Raw genomic sequence first — 19775 nt, 5'->3', positions numbered from 1 at the left:
TCGGTGAGCTGAACCACAGCACGTGCCGAGTCGTGCGAGACGAGAATTCAACCCACAAGGAGTTGCCATGATCGGAGAGTCCACCTCCGTCGATGCCGACAGGTCCGCACCCGTCGACAAGAAAGGTCTCGCGAAGGCGTTCGCCGCCAGTCTCACGGGTACCGCGCTGGAGTGGTACGACTTCGCGGTCTACTCGGCCGCGGCCGCGTTGATCTTTCCGCAGATCTTCTTCCCGGACAGCGATCCGCTGACGGGGACCTTGCTCGCGTTCTCCACCTACGCGGTCGGCTACGTGGCGAGACCGATCGGAGGTTTCGTCTTCGGACGCCTTGGGGATGTGATCGGACGCAAGCAACTGCTCGTGATCACGCTACTGCTGATCGGGGTGACGACCTTCGCGATCGGTTTACTTCCGGGCTATGACCGGATCGGGGTCGCGGCTCCGATCATCCTGGTGATCTTGCGATTCGCGCAGGGTGTGGCGGTCGGTGGCGAGTGGGGTGGTGCCGTCCTGCTGTCGAGTGAGTACGGAAACCCACGCCAACGCGGCTTCTGGTCATCGGCAGCTCAAATCGGTCCTCCCGCAGGAAATCTGATGGCCAACGGCGCACTTGCCATCCTCACCGTCTCCATGACCGAGGCCCAGTTCGAGTCCTGGGGATGGCGTATTGCCTTCCTCCTGTCCGCCCTGTTGGTCGGCTTCGGTCTGTGGATTCGACTGAAGCTCGAAGACACCCCTGTCTTCAAGGCGCTACAAGAATCCGGCGACCGCGCCGAGGCCCCCATCCGTGAGGTGTTCACAACGCAGACCCGTCCGCTGGTTGCTGCGATCTTGTCGCGCATCGCACCGGACGTGATCTACGCGCTGTTCACGGTCTTCGCGATCACGTACGGCACTCGGAAACTCGGCTTCGAACGCGGCGAGATACTGACCGCGATCCTGATCGGTTCCGCATTCCAGCTCGGCCTGATTCCCCTTGCCGGGGCCATCTCGGATCGCATCAACCGGCGCCTGGTCTATGCCGTCGCCGCCGTCGGCGGTGTCGCATGGAGCGCCATCTTCTTCGTCGTCATCGGCGGTGGCTCGTTTCCGCTGCTCATCGTGGGTGTAGTCGTCGGGTTGGCATTCCACTCGTTCATGTACGGGCCGCAGGCGGCGTTCGTGACCGAACAGTTCACGGTCGCGCTGCGCTCGACCGGTAGCTCACTGGCCTACACGATCGCCGGCGTCTTCGGCGGCGCCATGGCCCCGCTGATCTTCACCTACCTGCTGAGCGAGACGGACAGCTGGGTGCCGATCGCCGTCTATGTTCTGATCGTCGGCGCAGTGACCCTGGTCGGCCTCGCATTGGGACGCAACCCCGATCCCACCGAGGATGAGCACTATGCGTTGCTGGCGATCGAGAACGCTAGGCACGCAAGAGAATCTGAAGCGTAACCTCGAGATGGTCGTTGATCTTCTGGTGCACCAGGCCCTCGTCGCCGACTTCGAGCGCGTCGATGATGGCCTGGTGCTCGGCGCACACCTTGTGCTGCCGGTCGGACGCACTGAAGAGGGCCGTCATGCCGACGCGGAGCTGGCGCGCGCGCAACCCGGCGTAGGTGCGCGAGAGCAGCTCGCTGCCCGCCGAATCGATGAGGAACTGATGGAAGCGCCCGTCCCAGTCGATGAACGCACGGGCCGCCTCGGCGCTCGGATCGCTCGCGAACTGTTCCTGCTCGGCCAGTGCGGAACGCATCGCCTCGATCGGCACCCGCCCCGCCTCCAGCGCCCGGCTGGCGGCGTGACGTTCGAGAACGCCGCGCAACTCCATCAACTCCGCGATCTGCCGGCCCGACATCGCCGGGACGTGCACCCCGCGCTTGGGCACCATCTCGACGAGGCCTTCCGCCTGAAGCATCAGCAGTGCCTCCCGGACGGGAGTGCGGGACACCCCGATCCGCGTGGCGAGATCCTGCTCACTGAGGAACGAACCCGACGCCGCGGGCGCCGTCAGCACCTGGTCCTTGACGTACAGATAGGCCTTTTCGCGACCCGACAACTCGGTCGCCGAACCCTCGATCCCACCCATTTCCTGCATACAATATGTATACACCACAGCATGCGCATTTAGGAGTAGCACAGTGACGCTACGTATCAGTCTCGCCCAGATCACCAGCTCGTCGGACCCCGCGGCCAACCTGGCGACGGTGGAGAAGCACGTGAATGCGGCCGTGGACGCGGGGTCCCGGCTGGTGGTGTTCCCCGAGGCCACCATGCAACGCTTCGGTGGACCGCTCGCCCACGTCGCACAGCCGCTCGACGGTCGGTGGGCCGACGCCGTCCGCGAGTGCGCAGCCCGAGCAGGGATCACCGTCGTCGCCGGAATGTTCACACCCGCCGACGACGGCAGGGTGCGCAACACACTCCTCGTCACCGGGGGTGGTGTCGACACCCATTACGACAAGATTCACCTCTTCGACGCCTTCGGCTTCGCCGAGTCGGACACCGTGGCACCGGGAGGCGAGCCGCTGGTGGTCACCGTTGAGGGAGTCGGTATCGGCCTCGCCGCCTGTTGCGACATCCGCTTTCCGGGACTGTTCCAGACGCTTGCCGATCGCGGAGCGGCCCTGACCGTGGTCGCCGCGTCCTGGGGCGCCGGACCCGGCAAGGTCGACCAATGGACACTCCTCGCTCGGGCGCGCGCACTCGACTCCACCACCTTCGTGGCAGCCTGCGACCAGGCCGACCCAGCCACCTCAGGCGAGAAGGCCCACGACGCCACTCGGCGTCGGCCACAGCATCGTGGCTTCGCCCACGGGAGCCATTCTGGGACAACTCGATTCCAGCCCGGGAATACTCACCGTCGACATCGACACGGACCTCGTCACACAGGCTCGCGCGACTCTGCCGGTACTGGCGAATCGGCGGTACTGACGACCGCCCGCACGCCGGACTGGCACGTCTGCCACGAAAGGGTTCATCAGGGCCTGTACTACGGCGGACATGGTGGACTATCGCGAACATTGACGAAGAACCTGCGCACCGGGCGAGGGATGCGCCTACGACGTCGCAGTGCCCGGAGCCGCCCGGCCCCGCTTCGCTGCGTAGTCGGAGAACGACCGACGATCCGCTTGCAACCTCTTTGGCGACGGCATCTACCTCGCCGACCCGGGAAGTCCGTGGCAACGCGGTACAAACGAGAACACGAACGGCCCGCTACGCCAGTACTTTCCCAAGAGCCGTTCGTGCTCACCGCGACCGCGATCGGCTCTCTTCTCAAGGCAAACGCCTCGATCTCCGGAGCCGAGGCCGGATGCGGAGGCGAGGTCGGCACCGCCCGCGCCATGGCTGCCGCCGGCCTGTGCGCTGTCCCGGGCGGCACGCCGCCCAGATCGAGAACGCCGCCGAAATCGCCGGCAACGGGACTCGCTGAGCGTATCGCCCGAAATGAGGAAGCGGGGGAAGGGGCAGACATCGCCCACGGCCGACCGGACGGCTGGCTCGATTCCGGTGACGTGATTCCGCTACGAGACGGGGCGCTCGAGGTGATTGCCGCCCCGGGACACACCCGAGGGCACGTCGTCTTCCGACACACCGACGCCCGAATTCTCTTCTCGGGTGATCATATTCTGCTTCGTATCACGCCGTCGATCGGTTTCGAATGGGCACCGGAACCGTATCCGTTGCGTTCCTATCTCCGTCCCCTCGAACTCGTTCGAGGTCTTCCCGACACTGCACTCCTGCCTGCGCACGGCCAGCAACCGCGATCGTGTCGACGAACTTCCACCACCACCGTGAGCGGATCGTCAAGTGTGTGAGCACATCGCAGCCGGGGCGAGGACGGCCTACCAAGTGGCGAAAGCGATGCGATGGACCCGCCGCCGACGACAATTCGACGAACTGCCACCCGAGCACCAGTTGTCCGCCGTCATGGAGATCAGCGCGCACCTCGACGTACTCACGCTCCATGGCAGGCTGAACCGCACTGACGGCACCACGACGCGTCATTACGCGCTCTCCGGCTGATCGGCTACGTGGCAACCGGTCTGAGTTGGTCAATGCCCGAGCGCGTCGGACCCGCTCAGGGGAACCATTTCCACGGCTTGTCCCAGTGGCCGGGTGGCGGCACGAACGGAAGCTGTCCCAACTGGCCCGGCGGTGGGATGAACGGCAGCTGTCCCAGCTGTCCGGGCGGTGGAACCACGTCGGGTACCGAGAGACCGGGAATCGGCGGTGGCTTTGGATCAGCATTCGCCGTGCCGGTGCCGAGTCCCAGTGCGCCGAAGCCCAGCGCACCGGCGATCACGGCTGCCGCCACGGTCTTCTTCGAATTCATCGTGAACTCCTTCTGCGGCTGCTCCACCTCGTTCGTGAGCGGCGCGCCGTTTGCGCCCTTCTATTGTGCGCACTTCTGAGGGCGCTGTCGCTGCCTGGGGCGGAAAGTTCCGGTGCACTCACGCGCAGCGCGCACCGGATCCAACTGCCCGATCTCGCTCGGTGGAAGGACGATACGGCTTACGATTGAGATTCAAGCCCTGCGGCTCATTCCCTCTAGTCGCGTGCCCAGCCGAGTACGGAATCCGACAGCCGGTCTCGCCAAGAGAGCGAGAAGCCGGTGCGTCGAGGTTCGGAGGGATGCAATGAGTGCAACACCCACTTTGAAGAAGGCGCTGAGCCAGCGGCAGCTGACGATGATTGCGATCGGCGGGGTGATCGGCGCAGGCCTGTTCGTCGGCTCGGGCGTCGTCATCGGTGACACCGGGCCGGGGGCCTTCATCACCTATGCGCTTGCTGGGGTTCTGATCATCATGGTCATGCGGATGCTGGCCGAGATGGCGGTGGCCAACCCGTCGACCGGATCGTTCGCCGATTATGCCCGAGCCGCGTTGGGTAACTGGGCCGGCTTCTCCGTCGGCTGGTTGTACTGGTATTTCTGGGTGATCGTCGTCGGTTTCGAGGCGATCGCCGGCGCGACGATCATCCAGTATTGGATCGACATCCCGCTGTGGTTGTCGGCGTTGGTTCTGATGATTCTGATGACCGCGACGAATTTGTTCTCGGTGTCGTCGTTCGGCGAGTTCGAATTCTGGTTCGCCGGGATCAAGGTGGCCGCGATCGTCGTGTTCATCGGGCTGGGCACACTGTTCGTTCTCGGGGTGTGGCCGAACAAATCGCTCGACTTCTCGAACCTGTGGAGCCATGACGGGTTCCTGCCGTTCGGCGCCATGGCCATCACCGTCGGTGTGGTCACGGTGATCTTCTCCATGGTCGGCGCCGAAATCGCGACGATCGCCGCTGCGGAATCGGCGGACCCGGAGCGGGCGGTGACCAAGGCCGCCAACTCGGTGATCGTGCGGATCGCCGTGTTCTTCGTCGGCTCCACGTTCCTGCTGGCGACGATCCTGCCGTGGAACGACGAGGATGCGGCCGCGTCCCCGTTCGTCGCCGCGTTCACCGAAATGGGGATCCCGTACGCCGACCACATCATGAACGCCGTGGTGTTGACGGCGGTGTTGAGCTGTCTCAACTCGGGCATGTACACCGCCTCCCGCATGTTGTTCGTGCTCGCTGCGCGCCGGGAGGCACCCGCACAGCTGGTCAGGGTGACCCGTCGAGGGGTGCCTGCCATCGCGATACTCGCGTCGTCGGTCGTCGGTTTTCTGTGCGTCATCGCCGCGGCAGTCTCACCGGACACCGTCTTCGTCTTCCTGCTGAACTCCAGCGGTGCGGTCATCCTGTTCGTCTACCTGCTCATCGCCGTCTCCCAGATCGTCCTTCGGTACCGCACCAAGGACTCGGAGCTTCGGGTCAAGATGTGGCTGTTCCCGGTGTTGTCGATCATCACCGCGGCCGCGATCGTGGCGATCCTGGTGCAGATGTATCTGCAAGAGGATGTGCGGTCGCAACTGGTGCTGAGCCTGTTGTCGTGGGCCGTCGTCATCGTGCTGTTCCTCGCCAACAAGTGGTTCGTGGGCCGGCGGCCCGTCGTGGAAGGGGTCGCGGCCACGACACGTCCGCACCGCGTGCTGGTGCTGGCGAACCAGACCGTCCAGTCCAAGGAAATGCTCGACGAGCTTCGTCGCATCGACGCTGATCGGGATGCCACCTACTTCGTGGTCGTGCCTGCCAGCCCGATCGAGACCGGAACCGCCGCCACCCACGGTCCACTCGACGTCGCGGAAGCGACCCGAGAGGTCGCACAGCGGCGGTTGGACGACACGCTGGCGACACTGCGCGCGGAGAACCTCGAAGCCGACGGCGAGTTGGGCGACTACCGGCCGCTGCGGGCCCTGGCCGCCGCCGTCGACTCGTTCCGTCCGGATCAGATCGTCATCTCGACACTGCCACCCGAAGAGTCGGTGTGGCACCGCTTCGACGTCGTGGACCGCGCACGCGCCGAGCACAGCGTGCCGGTGACGCACGTCGTCGTCACCCCGGTCGCCGCAGAGGGATCCCCCCGATGACGATCATCGCCGGCTTCAGCTCGAGCCGTCAGGGGACCGCGCCCCTCAACCTGGCGGTGCAGATATCACGCTGGACCGGTGACAAGGTTGTGGCCGCGGCGATCGTGGAACGGCCGTGGCCTGCGAAAGACGACCCCATCGAACGCGAATACCTGGGCTACGTCACCGAGCAGGCTTCGCACGCACTGGACCGGGTGGTCGGCCAGCTGCCCGGGGGCATGGACATTCCCCGCCTCGTCTACCAATCCGATTCCATTCCAACAGGTTTGATCGAACTCGTCGCCGACCACGACGCGCGTCTCGTCGTTGTCGGGTCGTCGTCGTCCGGGTTGCTGGGCAGGGTGACGCTGGGCAGCGTCACCGAACGGCTGGTCCATACCGCGGCGGTGCCCGTCGCGATCGCTCCGCGCGGCTACCCGCCGGTGCCGGAGTCGATCCGCCGGATCACCGTCGCGTATGGAGGCGAGGCCGATGTCAACGGTCTCGTTGCTGCCACCGCCGAGCTGGCCAGGCAGTGGCCGGTGCAATTGCGGATCGTGTCGTTCACGGTGCGGCCGATGACGATGTTCGGCGGCGCGATCGAGCGATCGACGGAGGACCTCGTCGTCCAACAATGGGCACGCCGGACGCGCGCCGATATCATCAAGCAGCTCAACGCAGTTCGCGCACGAATTCCGGTTCCCGACGTGGACGTCGTGGTCGGCAGCGGCCACGACTGGCGCGAAGCGGTGGAGGCCGTCTCCTGGGAAGCCGGCGACATGCTGGCGCTGGGGTCGGGCGCAGCCGGACCCGCGGCCCACGTATTCCTCGGCTCGGCCGCCTCGAAGATTCTGCGTCACGCTCCGGTGCCCGTACTGATCGTTCCCAGAAACAAGGTGACGGCCTAGGCGTCGTTCGTGCCCGCCTGGGAGAAAACATGCCGTTGCAACGACTAGGACGTTCGTTGGCGGGTATTACTTTCGTACCAATCCGTGTCGCAGGGGAGGGACCATGACAGCCGAGAACCGGGGCGACCGCACCGATGTCGACAAGGCGTTGCTAGGGCACACCACCTATCGCAGCCTCGGCGAACAGCATCTCTCACCCGCCGAGGAGCGATTCGAGAAGGGCCGCCGCACGATCGGGCTCTTTCTCGCGCCACTGATCACGATCGCGTTCCTCGCCCTACCGATCGACATACCGCCCAACCAGCAGACGTTGGCCGGCGTGCTGCTCGGCGTCATCGTGCTGTGGGTGACCGAGGCGGTGCCGATCCCGATCGGCGGGCTGCTCGGGGTGGCGGTCGTGGTGTTTCTGGGCGTGGCACCGGCCGACGAGGTCCTCGCCGCGTTCGGGTCGTCGACGATCTTCACGTTCATCGGAGCGTTCATCCTCGCTCAGGCGATGCTCAAACACGGCGTCGCACGGCGGTTCGCGTTTCGGATCCTGACCCTGCCGCGTGTCGGCCAGTCCACCACCGGCGTGATCGTCGCGTTCGGCGCGATCACGTGCGGGCTCTCGGCGTTCGTATCCAACACCGCGACCGTGGCCATGCTGCTGCCCACCGCCCTGGGCATCCTCGGCGTCGTCGCAAAACTCATGCAGCGTCGCGGCGTCGTCGCAGAGGACTTCGACCCGTTGCGTCTCCGGGTGGGTGCCGCGATCATGCTGATGCTCGCGTACAGCGCAAGCGTGGGCGGCCTGCTGACACCGGTCGGGAGCCCACCCAACCTCATCGGACGCGGGCTCATCGAGGAGGCCACGGGGGAGCGGATCAGCTTCGGGCAGTGGATGGTGATGGCCATCCCGATCTGCCTGCTGATGTTCATCGCGCTCGCCATCATCCTGCTGCGCCTCAACAAGCCGGAGATCCGGCGGATCGAAGGCGTCGCCGATTACCTGGCGGAGCAGCGCGCAGAAATGGGTCCGCTGTCGCGTGCCGAGAAGAACACGCTCATCGCGTTCGGCGTGACGGTGACGCTGTGGATTCTGCCCGGTGTCGTCGCGGTGGTCGCCGGCAACGACTCGGACCTCTACGGCACGATCAGCGACCGACTCGACGAGGGCATGGTCGCGGTCTTCGGGGCGGCGTTGCTCTACCTTCTGCCGACCGATTGGGAGAATCGCGAGTTCACGCTGACCTGGCGGGACGCAGCGAAGATCGACTGGGGCACGATCGTGCTGTTCGGCAGCGGCATCATCTTCGGCGCACTGCTCGCCGACACCGGACTCGCCGAGACGATCGGCACCTCCGTCGCGGACTCGCTGGGCCTGACGAGCGTCGTCGCCATCACCGTCTTCGCGGTGCTGCTGGCCATCGCCGTATCGGAGACGACGAGCAACACGGCGTCGGCGGCGGTCGTGGTGCCGATCGTGATCCCGGTGGCGTTGGCGGCCGGGGTCAACCCCTTCGTGCCTGCACTCGCCGCCACGTTCGCCGCATCGTTCGGCTTCATGCTGCCGGTCTCGACGCCGCAGAACGCCGTGGTCTACGGCTCCGGAGCAGTCCGGATCACCACCATGATCCGAAGCGGAATCACCTTCGACATCGTCGGCGCAATTCTGATCATCGTCTTCCTGCCCTTGATGATCGGAGTGGTCGGCCTCGGCGGTGGATGATCAGTCGGTGCGGACTCCCAGTACCCGAAGTGCGAGGTCCTCGATCTCGTCCTGGTGCTGCGGTCGGGCCCGCAGGTGCCGCAACCGGAAAAGGCCGTTGATCAGGTCGATCGCGGCGAGCACCGTGGTCCGGGTCTCGTGGGTGTCGGTGCCGAGCAGATGCACCCACTCGTCGATGTACTCGCGTTGTCCCGTGCGGCTCTGCGACTGTGCCTCTTCGGGAAGATTGGTCGACTCCTCGATGAGGATGCCGATGGCACTGTCGGGTGCCGCCACCGCAGTGGCGTACGAGTGCACCACCCGAGTGAGGGCGTCTTCGCGGGATTGCGCCCCGGCAAGTGCCCGGACCAACCCCATCCGCAGGGTCTCGTTGCCACGGGAAAGGATCGCCTGGAGCACCTCGACCTTGCTGCCGAAGTAGGTGTAGATGCTCGAACTCGCCATTCCCGCCGCAGCGCCGATGTCGTCCATCGTCACCGACTGGTAGCCGCGCTGCCGGAACAGGGAGATTGCGGCGGTCAACAGGGTTTCTCGACGGGAGGCGTGAGCGAAGCCGGAGACGTGCGCCTCCTCGGCGGGTATCTCCTCGGTGTGCAGGATCGGTGCGTCCCGCAGCCTGTCGAACAGCTCCAGCAGCAGGCTTTCCCAGCGTTTGCGCGGCAGAGTCGTTCGGTGCCGGGCGGGACTAAGGGCGACGCTCGACATGGCCCAGGCCAGCATGTCGGCGTCCGCCGCGGTGAGGTCGGGGCGTTCGGCGCGGAGGGCGTCGGCGATGCGTGCCACGACGGACCGGACGGCCGTCTGCACCTCGGCACGCCGATCGGGGACGAGGTTGCGGGATTCCTGGTCGAACAGGACGGCGCGGAAGTCGTTGTCGAGGCAGTAGCGGAACATGGCCAGAAAGTTCGAGGCCGAGTCCTCGGGATCGATGTCGTCGAGCGTGGCGGTGAGCGACGAGGCGGCGTCGAGTATCGCCTGAGCAAGGAGGTCCTGCTTGTTCGGGAAATGGCGGTACAGCGCTCCCGCGGTGATGCCCACCGCGGAAGCGATGTCCTCCATGTTCACGCCGTGATAGCCGCGTCGCCCGAACTGCTCCCGGGCCACAGTGATGATCTGCGCTTTTCGGTTGCGCGGCCGCCGCGTCTTCTTGGCGGTCGGCTCGACAGCAGGTGTGTCGTCCGATGTGTCGATCGTCATTGCAGCCTCGGGGTGTCAGTTCGCGGGGCGGTCAGCCAGGTCGGAGAACTGCCGGCGGAGTTCTCTCTCGAGTATCTTGCCAGCCGGGGAGACCGGCATCTGTTCCACGATCGTGACGCTCCGTGGGGCCTTGTATCCAGCGATCAGTCTCTTGGTGTGTGCGCGCACGTCCTCGCAGGTCAGTGACGTTCCGGGTTTCATCACCAGGAACGCGTGCACGCGCTCGCCGAACCGATCGTCGGGAACACCGATCACCGCGCAGTGCACGACATCGGGGTGGGAGGCGAGGGCATTCTCGACCTCGGTCGAATACACGTTCTCTCCGCCGGAGATGATCATGTCCTTGAGCCGATCCACGACGAGGAGGTAACCGTCCTCGTCCATGTAGCCGCCGTCGCCGGTGTACAGCCAGCCGTCGCGCAGCGCCGTGGCGGTCTCCTCCGGCCGATTCCAGTAGCCGGCCATGATGTTGCCGCCGCGGGCGATGATCTCGCCGACCTCGCCGCGGGGGAGTTCGACGCCTCCGTCGTCGACCACCCGTACCTCGACGTGACCCATCGGCCGGCCGGCCGAATTGAGCCGGGTGGCCGCGTGGTGGTCGTCGGCGCTGAGCGACGTGAGTCCGGGGCCGGCCTCGGTCATCCCGTAGCCCTGCACGAAATCGGCTCTCGGGAAGGTCCGCTGCGCCTCGCGCAACAGGGTCTCGGAGATCGGGGACGCGCCGTACTGAATCCCGGTGATGCTGGACAGGTCCCGGATCTCGCGGTCAGGGTGACGCAGCAGCATCTGGATCATGGTCGGTACCAACAGCATCGAGTTGATCCGCTGCTCCTCGATCAGTCGAAGAGCCGCGGCCGGTTCGAACGACGGCAACGTCACCAGGATGCCGCCTGCGATGTTCTGGCCATTCCAGCTGGCCAGTGCAGCGAGGTGGAACATCGGTGCCGAGACCAGCGCGCGGCCGCCCGCGACGGCGGTGCGGTTGGCGGCCAGCGAGCCGAGGCTCGCGGTCATCAGGTTGGCGTGGGTGAGCATGACGCCCTTGGGCCGGCCGCTGGTGCCTCCGGTGTAGAAGATCCCTGCCAGTGTGTCCCCGCCCATGCGCAGGTCCTCTACGGCTTCGGTGGTGGCGATCAGGTCTTCGTAACCGAGAAGCCCGTCCGGTGTCGGTCGGTCGCCGCAGTGCACCACTGCTCGCAGCGACGGGAAGAGTGTGCGCATCTCGTCCAGCAGCGGTACGAAGGTGTCGTCGACCAGCAGTACCGTCGTCTGTGAGTCTTCGAGGGCGAACGCGATCTCGGCGGCGCTCCAGCGGGTGTTGAGCGGGTTGACCACGCCGCCTATCCACCAGGTGGCGAAGAAGTACTCGTGGTACCGGTCGGAATTGAGCGACAGCATGCCGACGCGGTCGCCGACCCCCAGACCGAGACCGAGCAGAGCGCCCGCGAGACGGGCGACCCTGTCTCCGGTCTCGGCGCTGGTGTGGACGCGGTCCCCGCACACGGTCATGAGCTGGTTCGGGCGTTGCTGCACCGCGCGATGCAGTGACTGAGTCAAGTACATGGGACCACTCCTGTCGGGATAGTTAGCGGCTGCCGCCGTCGCAGACCAGGCACTGGCCGCTGACGTAGTCGGTCTCGGGCAGGCACAGGGCGAACACTGCGCCGGCTGCCTCGTCGGGACGGCCTGCCCGGCCCAGCGGGATGGACCGCTCGGCTGCGGCGAGCAGCTGCGGGTTGACGCCGACCTTGATCTCCCGGCCCCCGACGTCGATGGTGGAGTTGCCGTCGGCGGACGCCTCCGTCAGACGGGTGTTGATCAGGCCGTAGGCAACTGCGTTGACGTTGACGTTGTAGCGGCCCCACTCTCGGGCGAGGGTCTTGGTCAATCCGATGATGCCCGCCTTGGCCGCCGCGTAATTCGACTGGCCGGCGTTGCCGACCACACCGGCGTTGGACGAGATGTTGACGACCTTGCGGTGATGGTCGGTCGGGTTCACCTTGATGTACGGCTGTGCCGCGCGCAGGATCCGGAAGGGAGCCTTCAGATGCAAGTCGAGGATGGTGTCCCACTGCTCGTCGGTCATCTTCTGGATGACATTGTCCCAGGTGAAGCCGGCGTTGTTGACGATGATGTCGAGGCCGCCGAAGGTGTCGACGGCGGTGGCGACGAAGCGGTCCGCGAAGCCTTCCTCGGTGACGGAGCCGATGCAGGCGACGGCCTTACCGCCGGCCGCGACGATCTCCTCGACCGTCTCCTTGGCCGGCCCCGGGTCGAGGTCGTTGACCACGACACTCGCGCCCTCGGCCGCGAACTTCATGGCGATGGCACGGCCGATGCCGCGGCCCGATCCGCTGACGATGGCTGTCCTGTTGTCGAGCTTGCCCATAGCGGGTGTCCTTTCGGTGGTGCGGTGCAGGTCAGGCGGCGACGACGGCGTCGCCGCGGAGGGTGACCGTTCCGTCGGCCAGGGTGACGGTGAGGTCCAGATGTGCCAGGCCGTCCTCGACCTTGGTCACGGTTCCGCTGCAGGTCGGCTTCGCGTGCAGCGGGGTGATGGCGGCGAATCGCACGCTGTAAGAGCAGATTTGTTCCTGTGAAACGTAATTGGTGAGCAGTCGACCTAGGTATGCCATCGACAGCATGCCGTGGGCGAACACGTCGTCCATGCCGCCGGAGCGCGCGACGTCGAGATCGATGTGCATCGGATTGTGGTCGCCGGAAGCGCCCGCATAGAGCGCCAGCGTGGTGCGGCTGATGTCGGCAAGTTGCAATTCGGGGAGAGAGTCGCCTGTTTTCATCGTTGCGCCTTCGAGTTTCGGACGATGAGGGTGTTGGTGAGGCGGGCGATCGGCTCGCCGTCACGGGTGACGTCGACCGTCCGGACGAGGAAGTCCAACGCGCCGTTCTTCTTCGAGTACACGTCGGCAACTGTGCCGTTGTAGGCCAGCGTGTCGCCGGCGTAGGCCGGCGAGTGGTACTTGAACGCCTGCTCGCCGTGCAACACGTACCGCATGTCGATCCCGAGTTCGCGGATGAGGGCGAATGGGTCCGGCTTCTCCATGTCCAGACAGAACAAGAAGGTCGGCGGCACCAGTACGTCGCGGTGCCCGGCCGCCTTGGCGGCCTCGGCGTCGAAGTAAATCGGGTTGGTCTCGCCGATGGACTGCGCGAAAAAACGCAGACGCCCACGCTCGACGTTCACTTGGTGGCCGGGAATCACCTTGCCGATGACGGCCGGATCGAGTGCCATGTCAGCCCACCTTCTTGAAGATACTGACCACGCACGCGCCACCGAGTCCCAGGTTGTGCTGCAACGCGATCCGCGCGCCCTCCACCTGGCGCGCCCCCGCCTGGCCGCGGAGTTGCCACACGAGTTCGGCGCACTGGGCCAGTCCGGTGGCGCCGAGCGGGTGCCCCTTGGAGAGCAGACCACCCGACGGGTTGGTGACCACCCGGCCGCCGTAGGTGTTGTCGCCGTCGAGGATGAACTTCTCGGCGGTGCCCTCGGGGGTCAGACCCAGTCCCTCGTAGGTGATGAGCTCGTTGGCGGAGAAGCAGTCGTGCAGTTCGACCACCTGTACGTCCTCGGGGCCGATGCCCGCAGCCTCGTACACCTGGGCGGCGGCCGCTGCGGTCATGTCGTAGCCGACCACCTTCATCATGTCCCGGTCCTCGAACGTGCTGGCGGTGTCGGTCGTCAGGGCCTGCGCCTCGATCACCACGTCCGCCGCCAGCCCGTGCTTGCGGGCGAACTCTTCGCTGCACACCACCGCCGCTGCGGCGCCGCAGGTCGGTGGGCAGCACTGGTATCTGGTCAAGGGGCCGAAGATGTGCGGCGACTCGAGCACCTGCTCCTCCGTGAGCAGGTCGCGGAAGACGGCATTGGGGTTGTTGGCCGCGTGCTTGCGGGCCTTGACCGAGATCTTCGCGAACGTCTCCGGCTTCGTGCCGTACTTCTGCATGTGGGAAACGCCCGCGCCGCCGAACAGCTGGGCCGCGCGCGGGGCCTCGTCGTCGAACCCCTGCAGCTCGGTCATCAGGTCGTCCATGCGGAACATCGGCGCCGGACGGTCGTCCCAGACCCGCTTGAGCGCACCGTGTTTCATCTGCTCGAACCCGACCGCCAGAGCACACTCGACGGCACCGCTGGCGACGGCCTGGCGGGCCAGGTACAGCGCCGACGAGCCGGTGGCGCAGTTGTTGTTGACGTTGAAGACGGGAATTCCGGTCAGCCCGAGTCCGTAGAGGGCGGCCTGGCCGGCCGTGGAGTCGCCGTACACGTACCCCACGTAGGCCTGCTGAACGAGGGAGTACTCGATGCCGGCATCACGCAATGCTGCGCGGGCAGCGGTCTCACCCATGACGTTGTAGTTCTCGCTCTTGCCGGGCTTGGTGAACGGGATCATCCCGACCCCGGCGACGTGGACCTTACGAGTCACATCTGACTCCTCTCTGATCGAATGGCGCCCAGCCCCGAGGTGGGGCTCGACTTTCCCTCGGGAGTGGGTACAGTTCCTCGATCCCGACAACTCCGAGCACCTCATCGCCGCGGACGTGACGTGGCTGCTCTCGCATTGGACTTGCGTGTTCGTACTCCGGCGTGCCAGGGGATCATCGCGGGCCGACCGACGACGGCTGTTGCTCGCACGGCGCGTTCTTCACCAACGAGGAGGATGTCGAGAGGTTGCACGAGTCGGTGAAGCTGCGCAGACCTGAGAACTGGCAGTTCATGAGGCAAGGCCTCGGGAAGTCGGCTACGAGTGCTCTGTTCCGCAACTCGGTGGCTGTGGCATCGCAGCGGTTGGGGGTGATGCCCTGCAGCGGAATCAGCGCCTCCCGGAACTCGTACGCAGCGTAGGCGAGGGTAAGCGCTCAGCCGGAGCCCATAGTGGCCGTGCTTAGCGACTGATCCGGAGTCAACTGCCACTATTTTTGCAGGTCACGGTATCGCGAACATGCTCTCGACTGTCCTCGCAATCGGTTTCGAACAGCGAAACCATCGCCTTTGCGTTATGGGTTGTCGCCGAAGAGCTGCGTGACGTTGCGTTCCCTTTCGCGCTTCACGTTGGCCCGTGCGCCGTCGAGGGATCTCGTGAGTCTGGTTCGTTCCTTCTCCGACTCCGCCAGGCTTCGGGTGAGATTCCTGATCAGCTCGCGCAGTCGTGTGTTCTCCTGGACAAGGTGGACGCCGTCGGCGTCATAGAGCATCCCGGTGAGGTCGCTGACCTGCTCGTCACGCCGCTGAATCCCTGACCTGAGCGAGGTCACAACTGCCTCGGCGTTGAGTGCTCGTTCGCGCCAGGATGCGGTCTGCGTATCGAGCGACTCCTCGGCCCTTGTGGTCGCTGCCCGGACTGAATGCTTCCGTGCGTCGAGGACTGCCTGAGTGAGCTCGGGCCGCTTCTGGCTGTAGATGAACGTTCGTCCAACCCCGGCGAGAGTGCACACATCAGCAGCGGTGAACGGAACCCCCGCCTTCACGAGTCGTGAAAGCGCCTGGCGCACCCTATCTTCACAAGCTTTCGACTGGGCAGTGCGCCGCGCAATTGCCTCAGCTGGCCGTCGCTCCGCAGCCATCGTCACCGCCTCCCACTTCGTTGGAATTCTGATCCAATTCTCCTGCCGTCCAGCCGATGGAGAACACCGGGCTGAAGTAGTCCTGGGCTGGACTTCTCAAGTCGAGTTGTTCTGCGGCCTCCAACAGCCGGCGTCCTCGAGCGCTTCCCTGAGGCCGTCGATCACTGGTTCCCACTCGCGCCACTGGCTCAAGATGTACTCGCGCGCCTCCTCGGTGGGTGCTCCCTCCGCGAACTGGTAGTCGGCGTCTCGTTTCCGTTCCCAATACGCGAGATCCGCACCGGTGAGGGCGAAGTGCTCACACACGCCGCCAGGTCCGGTGGTGCAATTCTTCTGCTTTGGACAGAGCGCGCCACCAACGACCGGGCCGTATCGGCAGAGACCGTGCTCCACGGGCACAACCGCAAGGTCTATTCGAGCGGCAGTTGACGTGCTGTCGGCAAAATCGCTGGGTTGCGCCACGATGGCGCCAGGCTTACTGGTGCCTGGCCCGCCCGCCCAGAACATCTGGAGGTGGCGGACGGTGGTTTCGTCGCTGTACCTTCCGTAGAAGGCGAGAGCGGCATCGGAGAAGTGCCCGAGAATCTGCTGAACGAGCTTTGGTGGTGCCCCGTTGTCGAGGAGGGTGGTTGCCATCGTCGCACGTGTCCGGTGCGACGTCACACCTGCGACTCCGATCTGTTCCAGCCACGTCATCCACGAATCTTGAAACCCGCTGAAGGAGAATGGTATAACCAGGTCAGGGTTGCTGCTCGGGCGTGGAAACAGTGGCATCTCCCGGTCCCATTTGGTCTCCAACGCCGTCGCCTGGCGCTTTCCGAGCTTCGACAATTCCTTTGCATACCGTTGGCGCAGTAGTTGCCGGGTTTTCTCTTGCCGCTTCAGCAGTCTCTGATAGACGGGTTGGTGGCACGGAATGCCGTAGTCAAGTTGACCTGCTTTCGATATGTCCCGCCACAGGTAGGGCTGCATCGCGCCCACAAAGCCGATACATCCGAGGCGTAGCGTGAGTGTCTCATTGATTCGCCCGCCCTGGAATGCATGAGTTACCCAGATATCGGCGATCCCAACGTCGTTTGTGTCCAAATCCTGGAGCTTCGTGATGCTCTCGTCCGATACCAGACGCATGAACTCCTCGTCGCTGAGCGGTCGTGGGCGAGGACTGGATTTCGGCCTGGAGTACTCCGGAAAGCGGAGGATGAAGCTCTCCGTCTTACGCGCGATCGTATTGTGGTTCAACGCGTGAAGGAGAACGATTCGTGCGTTCGTGGTGAAGTTGAACCGTGCGCGAACCAAGGCGGTGCGCTCGTCCTTGACTGGGCGATTGGGCGGCTTGATGCACGGGACGTGAATATTTTCTGATACCCAGATATTCCAGAGACCGGCGAGTGCTGCCGAATCCTCGCTGGTGAGAATTTCTGCCACGTTGCCGCCGTCCTGACGGATTTGGCGGAGCATGAAGGACAGGACGATCACGCTGGTTATACGTAGTTGGATGGTTGGCAGCGTGGCACGCTTCCCGTTGGTTGCGAGTGCCTGGTCGGAAAGATAGTCCCACAGAACATCTCGAAGCCATCGCTGTGACACGTTTCGAAGATCAAACAGGTAGCGGCGGTGTCGCACCGACGATGATTGGAAGGGCTCGCCACCGACAAACACCGGGTCGAACACGCCAGCATCTTTCGCCGATTTGGCGTCGAGGAGTAGCGGCCGGGCCGCGATCGGCAGGTCCGTGAGTACTCGTTTGGCCATGCTGCCGCGTTTCGCTGCGGCCGCGATGGCCTCGACACGTGGATCGGCCAAGGTCTCAATGCCCTCGGCTGCGAGTCGATTGAGTGCTTCCCTGATGTCGAGCGGACGCCACTGTGTCCGGTTCGGGGCCTTGGCGTGTCTATAGATGCCGTACCGGACCTCTCTTTGAAGGTTGGCCGGAAGGTCCGAGAGTGAGAGCAGGCCGCGACTCTCGTGTGGCTGCATTGAATCCCCGATGTCCTCCCTGGAGAACCATTCCTCGGCTTGCCGCCGTGTGGGAGGCTTCGTCAATGACTTGCGCCAGCGTGACCACACGAGCTGGTGCCCGCGGCAAACCCGCCGACTGGCGGCGCCTACCCCAATCGTCATCGTAGCGTCACGCACACAAACCCCGAGTTCGCAGCAGGCGAAAGGAGGAAGTGGAACTGCAGTTGACAGCCAGTCGGGCCGCGGTATGCCGCACTCCGATGCCCTCATTCTCGCGTTGTTGTGCTGCACGCAGAGTCCTCGTGTCACTGCTTCACGATGGGACCCGCACACCTCGCAATCCCTACCGCGTTCGAGGGCCCACCCGAATCGTAGACTCCGTTGTGGCTGAGCCTGTTCGGCGAACTCATCGAGCGTCAATCTGTCCTTCGCCTGAAGGTACTTGGTCGCGTGAGCCTCGCAGAGACGGAGCGTGTAGTTCCCGCACATCATTGCCGCGCAGTTTGGAACCCGGCACGCCCACCCAAACGTGTCGTGATCGGGCGGAAACTGGATCGGCTCGTTCTTCATCCACTCGGGGAAGAACTCGCTGGCGATGGTGTATCGCCGCTCGATACCGAGGTTGTCTATATCCGAATCATGCTCTACTACTGCAAGTGTCGGATACCTGCTGGTAGTCGCTGCCACTGCGCCAGCCCTCACTTCCGGTCCGGCACGAGGTCGTGCTCTGCGTTCGGACGTGCAGTTGCTGTCCAGTACTGATCGAGGTGCACAAGCACCGATGAGCTAGCCGACTTGCCGTAGAGCTCCGTGACCATTTCCGGTCTGGACCAGCCGAATTCCTCCGCCACTTCTTCGGCATTGAAGTCCGTGACCGCATAGAAATCCGAGGCAGCCTTGTGGCGAAACGCGTGTGGAGTGACACGGGTCGGCAGCTCCGCTCGTTCACCCGCTCTCCGAAGCATGCCTCGAACAGCAGTTGTCGTGAGAGCAGCGCCCGGCGTTCGACCATCCGTGTGGACGAGTACTTGCTGGTGATCAATGAAGTGCTGGACGGTCTTGTATTCGTCGAGGAGGTACGCGTGGAAGGTGCTGATCATGTCGTCACTCACCGCACGAATGACACCATCAATGACATACCCTTCGGAATTCAGCTGAACCCGGCTCAACGCACCTGGGATCTTGGCGCGAGCACCGTTCGGATTGTCGTCGCGCCCCACCACGTGGATATGTGGATATCGGTGTTGCCCGCAGGGATGATCCGCAACGAGATGAAGGTCGGTAAACCTCAGTCCGCAAAGGCCTCCGACCCGGATGCCGGTGTCGTGCAGCCAGGTCACGATCATGACATCGCGAGCGCTTCTCAGGATGCCCGGTTCAAACAGGGCCTGCACAGTGGCGTCCGTAACTACCCGCGGTCTTCGCGAAGCTCGCTTCGGGGCTAGGGGATTCCTCTGCACGAAGGTGCCCAGTTGTGTGCGGGACGCTGGTGCGTTGAGCTTGCATACCAGGTCTTCGTTCACCGTCCCCGATTTGAGCAGCGACATGTAGAACGCCTTCACGACAGTTGCCACGTTGCACGCGGACGAGGCACCAAGTGGTCGCTGATCAGCACGTCTCCACGGCACAAAGATCTCCGCGCCCTCGTTGGTGAGCGCATTCATGTACCGACGCAAGTCGTCAAAGGTTACCGACTTCGTCTGGATGCCGTTGATGTGCAACCAATTCAGGTGGTCTACCAGACTGAAGGCATAAGTCTGCTGGCTTGCAGTGCCGTACGAAGCCAGCACGCGCATCGAATCGTGATGGAGCTCCCCATCCGAACTAAAGATCCAGTAGAAGATTTGCCCACCCCGGTGGCGAACCTGCCGAACGCGGTACCGCTGGCCATCGCTCTCCACGGGCGGCTCCTCATTTCGCGTACACCACATCTAGCACGTGTGCGCGACATAGCAGTCCATGACACACCGCGAACGTCGAGAACAGGCAACAGT

General features: G+C 64.5%; 17 protein-coding genes and 2 pseudogenes. 8 read left to right on the top strand and 11 right to left on the bottom strand.

Translation table 11 applies throughout. The annotated features are described in order from the left end of the window. Positions 1–67 precede the first annotated feature (67 nt). Complete coding sequence (locus RHA1_RS14680; RefSeq protein ID WP_011595688.1) at positions 68–1438, top strand: MFS transporter; 1371 nt, start codon at positions 68–70, stop codon at positions 1436–1438. Here the strand turns inward: RHA1_RS14680 and RHA1_RS14675 are convergent. Then, entirely contained in the window at positions 1410–2081 is a 672-nt protein-coding gene (locus RHA1_RS14675) for a GntR family transcriptional regulator (protein WP_009475766.1), read from the bottom strand. The genes RHA1_RS14680 and RHA1_RS14675 overlap by 29 nt on opposite strands. A gap of 43 nt (positions 2082–2124) precedes the next feature. Here RHA1_RS14675 and RHA1_RS14670 point away from each other — a divergent pair. The 3 genes and pseudogenes from RHA1_RS14670 (at position 2125) to RHA1_RS44555 (ending at position 4009) form a co-directional block, all read left to right on the top strand. Continuing rightward, positions 2125–2917, top strand: a pseudogene (locus RHA1_RS14670) (carbon-nitrogen hydrolase family protein). A gap of 311 nt (positions 2918–3228) precedes the next feature. Then, positions 3229–3801, top strand: coding sequence for an MBL fold metallo-hydrolase (locus RHA1_RS52900; RefSeq protein WP_050787304.1), 573 nt, complete (start codon positions 3229–3231; stop codon positions 3799–3801). Beyond that, positions 3794–4009, top strand: a complete 216-nt coding sequence (locus RHA1_RS44555) for a hypothetical protein (protein WP_050787303.1) — start codon at positions 3794–3796, stop codon at positions 4007–4009. The genes RHA1_RS52900 and RHA1_RS44555 overlap by 8 nt, the downstream gene beginning before the upstream one ends. Before the next feature lie 55 nt (positions 4010–4064). On the opposite strand, the gene RHA1_RS14660 is transcribed toward RHA1_RS44555, so the two are convergent. Further along, positions 4065–4319, bottom strand: a complete 255-nt coding sequence (locus RHA1_RS14660; protein WP_011595686.1) for a hypothetical protein — start codon at positions 4317–4319, stop codon at positions 4065–4067. A 304-nt stretch (positions 4320–4623) separates the two neighbouring features. Between RHA1_RS14660 and RHA1_RS14655 the strand changes: the two genes are divergently transcribed. From RHA1_RS14655 to RHA1_RS14645, 3 genes are all read left to right on the top strand, one after another. Beyond that, on the top strand, positions 4624–6447 hold the full coding sequence (locus RHA1_RS14655) for an amino acid permease (RefSeq protein ID WP_009475761.1): 1824 nt from the start codon (positions 4624–4626) through the stop codon (positions 6445–6447). Next, positions 6444–7334, top strand: a complete 891-nt coding sequence (locus RHA1_RS14650) for a universal stress protein (protein ID WP_011595685.1) — start codon at positions 6444–6446, stop codon at positions 7332–7334. Before RHA1_RS14655 ends, RHA1_RS14650 begins: the two co-directional genes overlap by 4 nt. A gap of 103 nt (positions 7335–7437) precedes the next feature. Continuing rightward, positions 7438–9045, top strand: a complete 1608-nt coding sequence (locus tag RHA1_RS14645) for an SLC13 family permease (protein WP_011595684.1) — start codon at positions 7438–7440, stop codon at positions 9043–9045. On the opposite strand, the gene RHA1_RS14640 is transcribed toward RHA1_RS14645, so the two are convergent. From RHA1_RS14640 to RHA1_RS14615, 6 genes are read right to left on the bottom strand one after another with little or no spacing between them, the layout of a single operon-like run. After that, positions 9046–10242, bottom strand: a complete 1197-nt coding sequence (locus tag RHA1_RS14640) for a TetR/AcrR family transcriptional regulator (protein ID WP_011595683.1) — start codon at positions 10240–10242, stop codon at positions 9046–9048. 15 nt (positions 10243–10257) lie between these two features. After that, positions 10258–11805 carry an acyl-CoA synthetase gene (locus RHA1_RS14635; protein ID WP_011595682.1) on the bottom strand — a complete coding sequence of 516 codons (1548 nt, stop codon included), beginning with the start codon at positions 11803–11805 and terminating at the stop codon, positions 10258–10260. A gap of 22 nt (positions 11806–11827) precedes the next feature. Further along, the gene (locus tag RHA1_RS14630) at positions 11828–12631 is read right to left on the bottom strand and encodes an SDR family NAD(P)-dependent oxidoreductase (RefSeq protein WP_011595681.1); all 804 of its coding nucleotides are present in this window, start codon (positions 12629–12631) and stop codon (positions 11828–11830) included. Positions 12632–12662: 31 nt separating this feature from the next. Beyond that, entirely contained in the window at positions 12663–13043 is a 381-nt protein-coding gene (locus tag RHA1_RS14625; RefSeq protein WP_011595680.1) for a MaoC/PaaZ C-terminal domain-containing protein, read from the bottom strand. After that, positions 13040–13495 carry a MaoC family dehydratase N-terminal domain-containing protein gene (locus RHA1_RS14620; RefSeq protein WP_011595679.1) on the bottom strand — a complete coding sequence of 152 codons (456 nt, stop codon included), beginning with the start codon at positions 13493–13495 and terminating at the stop codon, positions 13040–13042. The genes RHA1_RS14625 and RHA1_RS14620 overlap by 4 nt, the downstream gene beginning before the upstream one ends. 1 nt (position 13496) lies before the next feature. After that, positions 13497–14684: a lipid-transfer protein gene (locus RHA1_RS14615; RefSeq protein ID WP_011595678.1), complete on the bottom strand. Its 1188-nt coding sequence runs from the start codon at positions 14682–14684 to the stop codon at positions 13497–13499. Between the two features lie 21 nt (positions 14685–14705). On the opposite strand from RHA1_RS14615, the pseudogene RHA1_RS51800 reads away from it, so the two are divergent. Next, positions 14706–14995: pseudogene (locus RHA1_RS51800) on the top strand (DUF3109 family protein); the annotation flags it as partial. 260 nt (positions 14996–15255) lie between these two features. Here RHA1_RS51800 and RHA1_RS14605 read toward each other — a convergent pair. The 3 genes from RHA1_RS14605 to RHA1_RS14595 all read right to left on the bottom strand — a co-directional run bounded on the left by RHA1_RS14605 (position 15256) and on the right by RHA1_RS14595 (position 19682). Beyond that, on the bottom strand, positions 15256–15750 hold the full coding sequence (locus tag RHA1_RS14605) for a maltose acetyltransferase domain-containing protein (protein WP_237726891.1): 495 nt from the start codon (positions 15748–15750) through the stop codon (positions 15256–15258). A gap of 168 nt (positions 15751–15918) precedes the next feature. Beyond that, complete coding sequence (locus RHA1_RS14600; RefSeq protein ID WP_011595675.1) at positions 15919–17799, bottom strand: tyrosine-type recombinase/integrase; 1881 nt, start codon at positions 17797–17799, stop codon at positions 15919–15921. A gap of 680 nt (positions 17800–18479) precedes the next feature. Further along, positions 18480–19682: a tyrosine-type recombinase/integrase gene (locus RHA1_RS14595; RefSeq protein WP_041811446.1), complete on the bottom strand. Its 1203-nt coding sequence runs from the start codon at positions 19680–19682 to the stop codon at positions 18480–18482. Positions 19683–19775 lie beyond the last annotated feature (93 nt).

This window comes from Rhodococcus jostii RHA1, assembly GCF_000014565.1.
Classification (GTDB): Bacteria; Actinomycetota; Actinomycetes; order Mycobacteriales; family Mycobacteriaceae; genus Rhodococcus_F; species Rhodococcus_F jostii_A.
Note: the sequence above shows the minus strand (reverse complement) of the source record. Positions and strands in the feature narration are given on the sequence as shown.

Coding starts and splice junctions, on each gene's coding strand:
- RHA1_RS14600 (WP_011595675.1), bottom strand. CDS start 17,799: ATGCAGCCACACGAGAGTCGCGGCCTGCTCTCACTCTCGGACCTTCCG.
- RHA1_RS14625 (WP_011595680.1), bottom strand. CDS start 13,043: ATGAAAACAGGCGACTCTCTCCCCGAATTGCAACTTGCCGACATCAGC.
- RHA1_RS14660 (WP_011595686.1), bottom strand. CDS start 4,319: ATGAATTCGAAGAAGACCGTGGCGGCAGCCGTGATCGCCGGTGCGCTG.
- RHA1_RS14650 (WP_011595685.1), top strand. CDS start 6,444: ATGACGATCATCGCCGGCTTCAGCTCGAGCCGTCAGGGGACCGCGCCC.
- RHA1_RS14680 (WP_011595688.1), top strand. CDS start 68: ATGATCGGAGAGTCCACCTCCGTCGATGCCGACAGGTCCGCACCCGTC.
- RHA1_RS14635 (WP_011595682.1), bottom strand. CDS start 11,805: ATGTACTTGACTCAGTCACTGCATCGCGCGGTGCAGCAACGCCCGAAC.
- RHA1_RS14630 (WP_011595681.1), bottom strand. CDS start 12,631: ATGGGCAAGCTCGACAACAGGACAGCCATCGTCAGCGGATCGGGCCGC.
- RHA1_RS14675 (WP_009475766.1), bottom strand. CDS start 2,081: ATGCAGGAAATGGGTGGGATCGAGGGTTCGGCGACCGAGTTGTCGGGT.
- RHA1_RS14620 (WP_011595679.1), bottom strand. CDS start 13,495: ATGGCACTCGATCCGGCCGTCATCGGCAAGGTGATTCCCGGCCACCAA.
- RHA1_RS14645 (WP_011595684.1), top strand. CDS start 7,438: ATGACAGCCGAGAACCGGGGCGACCGCACCGATGTCGACAAGGCGTTG.
- RHA1_RS14640 (WP_011595683.1), bottom strand. CDS start 10,242: ATGACGATCGACACATCGGACGACACACCTGCTGTCGAGCCGACCGCC.
- RHA1_RS14655 (WP_009475761.1), top strand. CDS start 4,624: ATGAGTGCAACACCCACTTTGAAGAAGGCGCTGAGCCAGCGGCAGCTG.